The 13,324-nt window shown below is 38.8% G+C and carries 9 protein-coding genes; 8 read left to right on the top strand and 1 reads right to left on the bottom strand.

The window, feature by feature from the left end; all coding sequences use genetic code 11:
• Positions 1-452 precede the first annotated feature (452 nt).
• The 8 genes from ACERC6_RS02780 (at position 453) to ACERC6_RS02745 (ending at position 12,629) form a co-directional block, all read left to right on the top strand.
• Positions 453-1,829, top strand: coding sequence for a diaminobutyrate--2-oxoglutarate transaminase (locus tag ACERC6_RS02780; protein ID WP_373627644.1), 1,377 nt, complete (start codon positions 453-455; stop codon positions 1,827-1,829).
• Positions 1,830-2,100: 271 nt separating this feature from the next.
• Positions 2,101-3,645: a type I restriction-modification system subunit M gene (locus tag ACERC6_RS02775; protein WP_373627645.1), complete on the top strand. Its 1,545-nt coding sequence runs from the start codon at positions 2,101-2,103 to the stop codon at positions 3,643-3,645.
• A gap of 1 nt (position 3,646) precedes the next feature.
• Positions 3,647-4,669, top strand: a complete 1,023-nt coding sequence (locus ACERC6_RS02770; RefSeq protein WP_373627647.1) for a virulence RhuM family protein — start codon at positions 3,647-3,649, stop codon at positions 4,667-4,669.
• On the top strand, positions 4,669-5,799 hold the full coding sequence (locus tag ACERC6_RS02765) for a restriction endonuclease subunit S (protein ID WP_373630500.1): 1,131 nt from the start codon (positions 4,669-4,671) through the stop codon (positions 5,797-5,799). Before ACERC6_RS02770 ends, ACERC6_RS02765 begins: the two co-directional genes overlap by 1 nt.
• A 22-nt stretch (positions 5,800-5,821) precedes the next feature.
• Complete coding sequence (locus ACERC6_RS02760) at positions 5,822-6,991, top strand: anticodon nuclease (RefSeq protein ID WP_373627650.1); 1,170 nt, start codon at positions 5,822-5,824, stop codon at positions 6,989-6,991.
• A 2-nt stretch (positions 6,992-6,993) separates the two neighbouring features.
• On the top strand, positions 6,994-10,095 hold the full coding sequence (locus tag ACERC6_RS02755) for a type I restriction endonuclease subunit R (protein ID WP_373627651.1): 3,102 nt from the start codon (positions 6,994-6,996) through the stop codon (positions 10,093-10,095).
• Between the two features lie 158 nt (positions 10,096-10,253).
• Entirely contained in the window at positions 10,254-11,795 is a 1,542-nt protein-coding gene (locus ACERC6_RS02750; RefSeq protein WP_373627652.1) for an aspartate aminotransferase family protein, read from the top strand.
• 9 nt (positions 11,796-11,804) lie between these two features.
• Positions 11,805-12,629, top strand: coding sequence for a DUF72 domain-containing protein (locus tag ACERC6_RS02745; protein WP_373627653.1), 825 nt, complete (start codon positions 11,805-11,807; stop codon positions 12,627-12,629).
• A gap of 85 nt (positions 12,630-12,714) precedes the next feature.
• On the opposite strand, the gene ACERC6_RS02740 is transcribed toward ACERC6_RS02745, so the two are convergent.
• Positions 12,715-13,278, bottom strand: coding sequence for a tetratricopeptide repeat protein (locus tag ACERC6_RS02740; protein WP_373627654.1), 564 nt, complete (start codon positions 13,276-13,278; stop codon positions 12,715-12,717).
• Positions 13,279-13,324 lie beyond the last annotated feature (46 nt).

The following is a 13,324-nucleotide window of genomic DNA, read 5'->3' as shown; positions in this document are numbered from 1 at the left end:
TAAAAGAAAAACACCGTCAAGATTGGCGGTGTTTTTTAATTGCCTTAAGATGGTGCTAAGTTGGCATTAGAATCGTACAAAATTTACTTGTTAAATTTGCCCTGTATGTTATAATTTGCCACTTTTTAAAATTTAATGAATTTACAGTGGTTTATTTTGATAAATTCATCACATTTTTAAAATATTGCCGTGCAAGCGGTTGAATCGCTTTGATTTGCCCCCATGGAGAAACTGGAGCGATTACTCTTGCAAAATTGGCGTGCAACTTTTGATTTGTTAAGCCATGAAGATGCATGCCGAACATCGCCAAACCTTGTTAAACCCAAATTTTATTATTAATAAATTGGGTTTGGGTTTAGGAATGCGGTCATGAAGTTTTGTCCATGTTAGATGAGCTTGATGCTGTATTCATAGGTTTTTCTTTTAACCCTTATCTGAGATGGTAATCCGATATGAGCGTTCATTTTGTAAATCATGCCCCCGTAACCCCTAAAGACGGTGCAACTAACGACTACTACCTGACTCGTCAAGACCAAATGGAGTCAAATGTTAGAAGTTATCCTCGTAAACTCCCCCTAGCCATTGCCAAAGCACAAGGTTGCTGGGTAACTGATGTTGAAGGCAACGAATACCTTGACTGCCTAGCAGGTGCTGGTACTTTGGCTCTTGGGCATAATCACCCTGCCACCATCAGTGCCATCAAAGATGTGCTAGATAGTGGATTGCCACTACATACGCTGGATATTACCACACCGATTAAGGACGCTTTTACCGAAAAGCTACTCTCTTTCTTTCCGCAAGATTTTATACTGCAATTTTGTGGACCGACTGGGGCGGATGGTACAGAAGCTGCCATTAAACTTGCCAAGACTTATACAGGGCGTGATAATGTGATTGCCTTTTCTGGCGGCTATCATGGCATGACGCATGGCTCTTTGGCGATGACAGGCAACCTATCCGCCAAAGAAAAAGTAGGCAATCTGATGGCAGGCGTGCAGTTTATGCCTTATCCGCATGAGTATCGTTGTCCTTTGGGGCTTGGTGGCGAAGCGGGTGTTGATGCCTTGACTTATTATTTTAAAAATTTCATTGAAGATGTAGAAAGTGGGGTGGTCAAACCTGCTGCGGTTATTCTAGAGGCGATTCAAGGTGAAGGTGGTGTGGTTGTTGCTCCCACCAAATGGCTACAAAAAATTCGTGAAGTAACCGCCAAACATGATATTGTGCTGATTTTGGACGAAGTGCAAGCTGGCTTTGCTCGTTCTGGCAAGATGTTTGCCTTTGAACACGCTGGTATTATCCCTGATGTGGTGGTGATGAGTAAGGCGGTTGGCGGTGGCTTGCCACTTTGTGTGCTTGCCATCAATAAGAAGTTTGATGCTTGGTCTCTTGCTGGTCATACAGGTACTTTCCGTGGCAATCAGCTGGCAATGGCGGCAGGTTATAATGTGCTAGAAGAGATTAGCAACAATAATCTAACCGAAAATTCACGCATTCAAGGTGAGTTTTTGCGTGCTGAGATCAATCAGCTTGCCCAAGAATATCCTTGTATTGGTAATGTGCGTGGTCGTGGGCTAATGAACGGTATTGAGATAGTAGATGAGCGTCAGCCTGCTGACCAAATTGGCTCATATCCTGCCGATGGCGAGCTTGCAGCAGCCATTCAAAAAGCGTGCTTTAACAATAAACTACTCTTGGAGCGTGGCGGTCGTGGCGGTACGGTGGTGCGTATTTTATGCCCAATTACCATCACTCGTGAAGAGTGCGAAGAAGTCGTAAAACGCTTTAAGAAGTCGGTGGGCGAAGCACTAAAAGCGGTGCGTGGGTAAGCTCTTTATTTGGTTTTAGATTCAACAAGGCATTCTTTGGAGTGCCTTGTTTTTTTGTGGTATAATTTTTAGATTAAGTGTGCCTAAATCAACATGGGTGATTTTGGGTGGTTTGGCTAAAGACATAAAGATAGATACCATCTATGCTTTATGAGAGCCAAAACAACAAGCTCAACATGATTATTGGTAATGCAGATAGTTTTTATAAGATCTATCATAAGATGTATGGTAAATTAAATACTTTGATTTTTATTGTTAAGGGATATGAGTCATGACAGCACAACAGCAACGAGCCGAATTACAACGCCGCATCTGGCAAATTGCCAACGAGGTGCGTGGGGCGGTAGATGGTTGGGATTTTAAACAATATGTATTAGGCACGCTCTTTTACCGCTTCATCAGTGAGAATTTTTCTGCTTATATTGAAGCAGGAGATGATAGCGTAGATTATGCCAGTTTTCCTGATGATAGCTTGATTTTGGCACAAATCAAAGAAGATACCATAAAAACCAAAGGCTATTTTATTTATCCTAGCCAATTATTTGAAAATGTCGCCAAAAATGCCAACGACAACCCCAACCTTAACACCGATTTAAAAGCCATTTTTGATGCCATTGAATCGTCCGCCAATGGCTTTGAATCTGAACGAGATATCAAAGGTTTGTTTGCTGATTTTGATACCACATCTAGCCGACTAGGTAACACCGTTGCCGACAAAAACAGACAGTTGGCGGCTGTTCTAAAAGGCGTGGAAGGCTTGAATTTTGGTGATTTTAAGGACAATCAGATTGATTTGTTTGGCGATGCTTATGAATTTTTGATTTCCAATTATGCTGCCAATGCAGGCAAATCGGGCGGTGAATTTTTTACCCCACAAAATGTTTCTAAATTAATTGCCCAATTGGCTTTACACGGTCAAACCAGCATTAATAAAATCTATGACCCTGCTTGTGGGTCAGGTTCGCTGTTATTACAAGCTAAAAAACAATTTGATGAACACATCATTCAAGATGGCTTTTTTGGGCAAGAGATTAACCACACCACTTACAACCTTGCTCGCATGAATATGTTTTTGCACAATATCAATTATGACAAGTTTGAAATTGCTTTTGGTGATACTCTACTAACACCAGAGTTTGGTGATGGCAAGCCTTTTGATGCCATCGTCTCCAATCCGCCTTATTCTATTAACTGGATTGGCTTAGACGACCCTACTTTAATCAATGACGAGCGTTTTGCCCCTGCTGGCGTGCTCGCCCCCAAGTCAAAAGCCGATTTTGCTTTTATTATGCACGCTTTAAATTATCTGTCTGCCAAAGGGCGGGCGGCGATTGTTACTTTTCCGGGGATTTTTTATCGTGGCGGGGCAGAAGCCAAAATCCGCAAATACTTAGTTGATAATAATTTTGTAGAAACCGTGATTGCCCTTGCCCCCAATCTGTTTTTTGGTACAAGCATTGCGGTCAATATTTTGGTTCTGTCCAAACACAAAACAAGTAACCAAATTCAATTTATTGATGCCAGCAAACTGTCCAAAAAAGAAACCAATAACAATGTTTTGACCGATGAGCATATTGAAAAAATTCTCCAAATCTTTGCCGACAAAAGTGAAATCGCTCATCAAAGTGCCAATATTGAAAACAGTCAAATTGCCAAAAATGATTACAATCTTTCTGTATCCAGCTATGTAGAGGCCGAAGACACCAGAGAAGTGATTGATATTGCGGTATTAAATGAAGAAATCCGCCAAACGGTCAGTAAAATTAGCACTTTACGCCAAAGTATTGATGAGATTATCAAAGAGATTGAGATGTAAGATGGACATTGTTTTATATACAACCAATGATGGCAAATCACAGTTTTCCTTGCAACGCTTTGATGAACAAATATGGCTAACACAAGCCCAAATTGCTAAGCTTTACCAAACCACACCACAAGCAATTACACAGCATATTAAGGCAATTTACCAAGAGAGCGAGCTTGATGAAATTTCAACTTGTAAGCAACACTTACAAGTTGAAACCGAAGGCAGCCGTCAAGTCAGTCGGCAAAAGAAGTTCTATGCCCTGCCTGTGATTATTGCCATTGGTTATCGTGTGCGTTCCACACGAGGTACAGAGTTTCGTAAGTGGGCAACCGAACGACTGAGCGAATACCTTGTCAAAGGCTTTACAATGGACGATGAACGCCTAAAAGGAGCAGGCGGAGGAGATTATTGGCTAGAATTATTAAACCGCATTCGAGACATTCGTTCTAGTGAAAAGGCGTTGTATCGGCAAGTTTTGGATTTGTATGCAACCAGTCAAGATTATGACCCAAAAAGCGAAAAGAGTTTATTGTTTTTTAAAACCGTCCAAAATAAATTACATTATGCGGTTCACGAACATACAGCACCAGAGATTATTTTTGAGCGAGCGGATAGTTCAAAAGATTTTATGGGATTAACAACTTTTAAAGGGGCAATGCCAACCTTAAATGAAATCAAAATCGCCAAAAATTATTTAACAGAAGATGAATTATTTCGCCTTAATCGCTTGGTCTCAGCTTTTTTTGACTTGGCAGAAATCAAAGCAAGTGAACGAATGCCAATGCGAATGCAAGATTGGATTGATGAATTGGATAAGTTTGCAACCACTTATGGCAAAGGGGTATTGCAAGGTACTGGCGTGGTCAGTCGTGAAATGGCTGATAAAAAAGCATTGGCAGAATATCGGACATATCAAGCCAAAACCTTATCATCTGTGGAGGTGGCATATCTAGAAAGCGTGGGCTTGGCTGATGATGAATTAAATCAACTAAAATCCCTAGAACGACAAGCCAAAAAAGCGAGTAAAAAATAATGCACACCTTGATTAAAAATTTCTTAAATGGGCAATCGGTGAAATGGAGACCGTTGGGGGAAGTTGCGGAAATTGGTACGGGTAATTCAAATCGCCAAGATGAAGATGAAAATGGTGAATATCCTTTCTATGTTCGCTCAAAAAATATATTAAGATCCAACACTTATCAATTTGATGAGACAGCAATTATCATTCCAGGAGAAGGTGGAATTGGTGATATTTTTCATTTTGTTGAAGGTAAATATGCATTACATCAGAGAGCTTATAGAATTTGCTTGAACAATGACGATATTAATCCTAAATTTTTATTTTATTTAATGAATAATTGTTTCAAAAACTATATTATTGCAAAAAGCGTTGGAGCAACTGCCACTTCAATCAGAAAACCGATGCTTGAAAAATTCCCAATCCCAATCCCGCCCCTACTAGTCCAACAAAAAATCGTCCAAATTTTGGACGCATTTACCGCCGTAACCGCCGAGCTAACCGCCGAGCTTAACCTAAGAGTTAAGCAATATCAATACTATCGTGATTTATTATTGGATTTTAATCATTTAAAAAACCCTTTTGCAAATGGGTTAAATGTAGAATGGAAACCATTGGGGAAAGTGGCAGATTACGAGCAACCAACCAAATATTTAGTAAGTACAAATAATTATGATGATGAATATCAAATTCCAGTTTTAACAGCAGGAAAAACCTTTATTTTGGGTTATACAAACGAAACTCACGGTATCTATTTGGCTTCATCAAAACCTGTTATTATTTTTGATGATTTTACAACAGCAAATAAATGGGTGGATTTTGATTTTAAAGCCAAATCATCCGCAATGAAAATGATTACATCAAAAGATGAAAATCAAGTTTTATTAAAATATATTTATTATTGGCTAAATACATTATCCAATCAACAAATGGAAAACGACCATAAACGACAATGGATTAGTAATTATGCTAAAAAGAAAATCCCAATCCCACCCCCAGAAACCCAAACCCAAATTGTCGCCATTTTGGATAAATTTGACACGCTTACACATTCTATTAGCGAAGGCTTGCCCCGTGAAATTGAACTACGACAAAAGCAATATGAATATTATCGGGAGTTGTTATTAAACTTTCAGGCTGCCTGAAAATAGTTAGAGAGTCAATATTATGGGAAAAACACTGAATGAAATTGCACAAGAATTGAAGGCTTCAAGTAAAAAATCTCAATTAATCTATGCTTTTAATGGTACAGGAAAAACTCGCCTATCTCGTGAGTTTAAAGAGCTTATTTCGCCTAAATCCCAAGAAGGTGATGAACATATTGGGGATTTGGAATATAAGAAAATCTTATACTATTCATCGTTTACAGAAGATTTATTCTATTGGGACAATGATTTGGAAAATGATGCCCAAATCAAACTAAAAATTCATCCAAATTCATTTACCAATTGGGTTTTTATGGAACAGGGTTTGGAGTTAAAAGTTACTGAAAACTTCCAACGCTATACAAATGCCAGATTAACACCAAATTTTAATCAGCAATACGAAATTAAAGATGGTAATGGTCGTAGGGTCGTTATTCCAGCTTTTTCTGAAGTAACTTTCTCTTATGAAACTGGCGATGATACTCCTAAAAATCATATTAAAATTTCTAAAGGAGAAGAAAGCAACTTTATTTGGAGCATATTTTCTACTTTAATAGAAGAAGTTATTCAGATTCGCAATCAGGTAGAACATAGACAAACAAATAAATTTGATAGTATTGAATATATTTTTATTGACGACCCAGTCAGTTCATTGGATGAAAATCATCTTATTGAATTGGCGGTTAATTTAGCAAAATTAATCAAATCTAGTGATTTTAACAATAACAAAATTAAGTTTATTATTACCACTCACAGCTCTATTTTTTATAATATCTTATATAATGAACTGTCTCTAACGGAAGGGTTTCTATTGGAAAAATATGAAGATGAATCTTTCTCCTTAAACAAAAAACAAGGAGATTCTAACTCTGCTTTTTCCTATCATATCCACTTAAAGCAAACATTAGAAACGGCAATATCCAATAATATGATTGAAAAGTACCATTTTACTTTGTTACGTAATTTATATGAAAAAACAGCTAGTTTTTTAGGATATAAAAATTGGTCTGATTTACTTCCCGATAATGATAGCCGACAGAGTTATTATAGTCGTATAATGAATTTTTCCAGCCATTCATCTTTGGCAAATGAAACTTCAATTTATTTAACTGATGCTGAAAAAAATATTGTTGGTTATTTGTTAAATGATTTAACCAACAGATATAATTTTTTTAAATATGAAGAGCAATAGTTATGACCATCCAAACCACCCCCATCGCCGAAACCAATCATTTTATTGTCCTAGACAAATACGAAAAAATTGACCAATCGAGTGCCAGTTATCAAAGTGAAAGTGCTTTGGAAAAAGAATTGATTGAAGATTTAATCAATCAAGGTTATGAATATCGCCGTGATTTAACTAGCCAAGCTAGACTCTTGGCAAATGTGCGCGAGCAATTACAAAAGCTCAATGATGTGGCTTTTTTGGATAAAGAATGGGAGCGTTTTGTCGCAGAATATTTGGATGTGCCATCTGAAAATATCATTGAAAAAACCCGTAAAATTCACGATGACCATATTTGTGATTTTGTCTTTGATGATGGGCGTATCCAAAACATTTATTTGCTGGACAAAAAGAACATTGCCCGCAATTTTGTGCAAGTCATCAATCAATTTGAACAAACGGGCAATCACAAAAACCGCTACGATGTTACGATTTTGGTCAATGGTTTGCCTTTGATTCAAATTGAACTCAAAAAACGAGGCGTTGCCATTCGTGAGGCTTTCAATCAAATCCATCGTTATAGCAAAGAGAGCTTTAATTCAGATAATTCTTTATTTAAATTTTTACAAATTTTTGTGATTAGTAATGGCACAGATACGCGTTATTTTGCCAATACCACCAAGCGAAACAAACACAGCTTTGATTTTACAATGAATTGGGCAAGGTCTGATAATCACCCAATCAAAGATCTAAAGGATTTTACTGCCACATTCTTTCAAAAAGATACCTTGTTGCGTGTGTTATTGCAGTATTCGGTATTTGATAGTAGTGATACGCTATTGATTATGCGACCTTATCAAATTGCTGCGGTGGAGCGAATTTTGTGGAAAATTAAAAATACGCATTTAACCAAAAACTGGGGAAGTTTAGAAAGCGGCGGTTATATTTGGCATACCACAGGTTCAGGCAAGACGCTGACCAGTTTTAAGGCAGCCCGTTTGGCAACAGAGCTGGATTTTATTGATAAGGTCTTTTTTGTGGTGGACAGAAAAGATTTGGATTATCAAACGATGAAAGAATATCAAAGGTTTAGTCCTGATAGTGTCAATGGTTCAGAAAGTACCGCAGGACTCAAACGCAATTTGCAAAAAGATGATAACAAAATCATCGTAACCACCATTCAAAAACTCAACAATCTGATGAAAGCAGAAGATAATTTACCAATTTATCAAAAACAAGTGGTGTTTATTTTTGATGAATGTCACCGCTCACAATTTGGCGAAGCACAAAAGAATTTAAATAAAAAATTCAAAAAGTTTTGTCAATTTGGTTTTACAGGCACGCCTATTTTTCCACAAAATGCTTTGGGTGCAGAAACTACTGCCAGCGTTTTTGGTCGCCAGTTACATTCTTATGTGATTACTGATGCGATTCGTGATGAAAAAGTTTTAAAATTTAAAGTGGATTATAATGATGTTCGCCCAAAATTTAAATCACTAGAAGGCGAGCAAGATTTAGATAAATTATCAGCTGCTGAAAATAAACAGGCCTTGCTACATCCAGAGCGAATCCGTGAAATCACGCAGTATATTTTGGATAATTTTAAACATAAAACCCATCGTTTAAATGCAGGTGGTAAGGGGTTTAATGCAATGTTTGCGGTAAGTTCAGTTGATGCCGCCAAAGCCTATTATGAGGCTTTTAAAGAATTGCAAAAAGACCAAGAAAAACCTTTAAAAATAGCGACCATTTTTTCATTTTCTGCCAATGAAGCCCAAGATGCGGTTGGTGATATTGAAGATGAGGGCTTTGAATTAACGGCAATGAATAGCAGTGCCAAAGAGTTTTTGCAGTCCGCCATTAATGATTATAACGCTCTATTTCAAAGCAATTACAGCGTAGAAAGCCGAGAATTTCAAAACTATTATCGTGATTTAGCCAAACGCGTAAAAAATCAAGACATTGATTTATTGATTGTGGTTGGTATGTTTTTAACAGGATTTGATGCACCGACATTAAATACTTTGTTTGTGGATAAGAATTTGCGTTATCACGGTTTGATGCAAGCCTATTCACGCACCAATCGTATTTATGATGCCACCAAATCTTTTGGCAATATCGTTACCTTTCGTGATTTGGAACAAGCCACCATTGATGCCATTACTTTATTTGGTGATAAAAATACCAAAAATGTGGTATTGGAAAAAAGCTATCAAGAATATATGGACGGCTATACCGATAGCCAAACAGGCGAGGCTCGGCGGGGTTATTTGGAAGTTGTCAAGGAATTAAATGAACGATTCCCCGACCCTGAAAAAATAGAAACCGAAAAAGACAAAAAAGAATTTGCCAAATTATTTGGTGAATATTTGCGTGCCGAAAATATTTTGCAAAATTATGATGAATTTACCGCACTCAAAGAAATACAAACAGTTGATTTGAATGATGAAACTGCGGTAATGGATTTTAAAACCAAATTTCAATTAAGCGATGATGATTTTGCTACAATGCAAACCATACCAATGCCATCTGAGCGAGTGGTGCAAGATTATCGTTCTACTTATAATGACATTCGTGATTGGCTTCGTCAGCAAAAAGGGGCAGAAAACCAAAATCAAAGCCAAATTGATTGGGATGATGTGGTTTTTGAAGTGGATTTGTTAAAATCACAAGAGATTAATTTGGATTATATTTTGGAACTTATTTTTGACCATCACAAAAAAATCAAAGATAAGACGGCATTGGTAGAAGAAATTCGCCGTACCATTCGGGCAAGTATCAGTAATCGTGCCAAAGAGGGTTTGGTGGTGGATTTTATTAATCAAGCGGATTTGGATAGCATTCCTGATAAGCCAAGTATTATTGGTGAGTTTTATGAATTTGCCCAAAGCGAACAAAAACGCGAAGTCGATGAACTCATTAGCGAAAATAATTTAAATACGGAGGCTACCAAACGCTACCTGACAACTTCACTAAAACGAGAATATGCCAGCGAAAACGGTACAGATTTAAATGCGGTATTGCCAAAAATGAGTCCGCTTAATCCCAATTATTTAACTGCCAAACAAAGTATTTTTCAGAAAATTGTAGCGTTTGTGGAAAAATTTAAAGGGGTGGGGGGTGATGTTTGATGGTCATTGGGTTTGACCAGTCTGGCTTTTGGTGTTTGAGTTGCTAAGGATGGATAACCTTGTTATTATTTTTTTTGATGTTACAGGGCGAATAAATGGATTGATTTTAAAACCGTGTTATAATAAGTCATTTTCCATCAACATGAATTAGGAAGACAATGACCAATCTTACCAAACACCGTAAAGCTCTGTTTTGTAATGACGAACAGTCCGTCAATGATTATCAAAATGCAATGAATACGGCAGTAAAAGCCGTAGCTGACTGGTTGCAAGAAGATAAAATGTACACAGGCGGTAGTATTAACGAACTACGCCAAGCAATTAACTTTCAGCCAAGCCAAGAGGGTTTGGGACTTGATGAGGCGTTAAATCGTGCCATCAATTTGTTTTTAAATAAGAGCCTAAAAGTGCATCATCCGCATTCGCTTGCCCATTTGCATTGCCCAACGATGGTAAGCTCACAGATTGCTGAAGTGCTGATTAATGCCACCAATCAATCTATGGACTCTTGGGATCAGTCGCCTGCAGGCTCGTTGATGGAGGTGCAACTGATTGACTACCTACGCCAAAAAACAGGCTATGGCACAGGCACAGCAGGGGTATTCACATCAGGTGGGACACAGTCTAACTTGATGGGGGTGTTGCTTGCTCGTGATTGGGCGATTGCCAAAAACTGGCAAAATAACGGCAAAGAATGGTCGGTGCAACAAGATGGCATTCCACCTGACGCATTGGCGAAGGTAAAAGTGATTTGTTCACAAAACGCCCATTTTAGTGTCCAAAAAAATATGGCGATGATGGGCATGGGTTTTGCTTCAGTTGTTGCTGTGCCTGTCAATAACAATGCTCAAATGGATACGGATGCTCTTGCCAAAACAATACAAACGCTCAAAAATGACGGCAAAATCATAGCGTGTGTGGTGGCAACCGCTGGCACAACAGACGCAGGGGCGATTGATGACATTCGGACAATCCGCAAGCTGTGTGATGAAGTTGGGGCATGGCTACACATTGATGCGGCATGGGGCGGGGCGTTGCTGTTGTCTAACAACCATCGTGATATGTTGAGCGGTATTGAGCTGTCTGATTCGGTAACGCTGGATTTTCATAAGCACTTTTTCCAAAGCATCTCATGCGGTGCGTTCCTACTAAAAGATGAAAAAAATTATCGCTTTATGCACTATGAAGCCGAGTATTTAAATTCAGCCTACGATGAAGAGCATGGCGTGCCAAATCTGGTATCAAAATCACTACAAACCACTCGCCGTTTTGATGCGTTGAAGTTATGGTTGACCATTGAGGCTTTGGGTGAGAGGCTTTATGGTTCAATGATTGATCATGGCGTGCAATTAACTCGTCAAGTGGCAGATTACATCAAAGCGACCGATGACTTGGAGCTATTGGTAGAGCCACAATTTGCTAGCGTATTGTTCCGTGTTATGCCAAAAGATTATCCGAGCCAATTTATTGATAATCTCAACCAAAATGTGGCAGATGAACTGTTTGCCAAGGGTGATGCTAATATTGGCGTAACTCGTGTCATTGACGGCAAGCGTGATGTGCAATCATTAAAAATGACAACGCTTAGTCCCGTTGCCACTCTTGATAATGTCAAAGCCTTGTTATCACAGGTCTTGGCAGAGGCAGAACGAATCAAAGATGATATCAAAAATGGGACTTATACACCGCCGATTGCTTGATTGTGATTGATGAAGTCAAACATTTACATTGGCACAGGTGGATACAGCGACACTGATTTAATTGGTATGCTGTATCCACATGGTGTACGCCCAAGCGAGTTTTTGCACCACTATGCCAATCACTATGATTGCGTGGAAATTAACAGTAGTTTTCATGTACCGATTGGGCAAAAAACCGTGTTTGGCATACTAGATAAGGCAGGCGAACGGCTTAAGTTTTCATTTAAACTACACCAAGATTTTAGCCATACTCGTACCGCCACCATCAAAACTGCCAAAAGTTTTTTAAATATTCTTACGCCCATTCACTCCTTTCTTGCCCCGTTATTGTTGCAGTTTTCTTACAGTTTTGAGCGAACGCCTGTCAATCGTCAGTATCTAGGCGAGTTAGTCAAGTGGTTTGATAGGTATTTGCTTGCCATAGAGTTTCGCCACCCCAGTTGGCACCTTGCCCCTGTTTTTGAGTATTTTAGCAAATCGGCAAATCTCATCTGGGTTAATGCAGACTACCCTAAAAATATTGGACTGCCTAACACGCCTTTTTGGGTAAATACTCGCACTGCTTATTATCGCTTGCATGGCAATAATCAACATTGGTGGGACGAAGCAACCGCCAAAGAACGCCATGATTATCGCTATACCGATGATGAACTTGGTAGGATTGCTGATGAAATTTTTGGCAGTCGAGAGCAGTTTGATGAGTTGTTTATTTATTTTCAAAACACCACCAATGCCCATTCTTTTTATAATATCATGACGTTAAAAGAGAAATTATCAGCACTGGGTTTTTTGGTCAAGACGCCAAAACCAAGTGGGCAAGGTGTGCTTTTTTGATGGGCGGGTATGATAAAAACCGCCTTGGCTAGGGCGGTTTTGGTTTCGTTGTTCTTAGTGATGTTTGATGGGGTATGCTTAATGGTTATTGGTTTTGAAACCAACTATTGGCATTGTTCTTTGCATTCTCGATATCTTCAGATGATAGATTTAGAGCAAGCTGACCAATCTTGGTCTGGGCTTTATTTTTGATATTTTGATCTAACATGCCATCTCGTGTGGATAGGTCATACCATTTGTAAGCATCTACAAGGCGTTTTTCTCGTTCATCTAGTATGGCAAGAGCATAGCTGGCTCGATTGTCGCCTAGATGAGCAGCTTTTTCTAGCCATTTGCGTGCTTCATCCATGTCAGCCCCAACACCTTCACCTCGTAGGTACATCAGACCTAAGTTTAGCTGAGCGGGTGGGATATTTTGTTCAGCAGCACGAGTGTACCAGTAGGCGGCACGACTGGCATCTTTGGGTGTTCCTTCGCCTTTTTGTAGGCGTTTTGCTAGGAAAAATTGAGCGTGATGATTGCCTTGGGCTGCTTGGTCGGTCAAGTTGCTGATGTCTATGTTTTCAAACTGGACGCCAGATGACTGAGCATGGCTTACCACCGCAGTACTGAGCGTAGCAGAAAATAGAACGATTTTTAGGATTTTCATAATAACTCCAAAATAAATCAATATACTATCTTAGCATTTTATGCTA

This window comes from Moraxella sp. E33BD (assembly GCF_041807865.1).
GTDB classification, from domain to species: Bacteria; Pseudomonadota; Gammaproteobacteria; order Pseudomonadales; family Moraxellaceae; genus Moraxella; species Moraxella haemolytica.
This window is presented reverse-complemented; position numbering and strand designations above follow the sequence as displayed.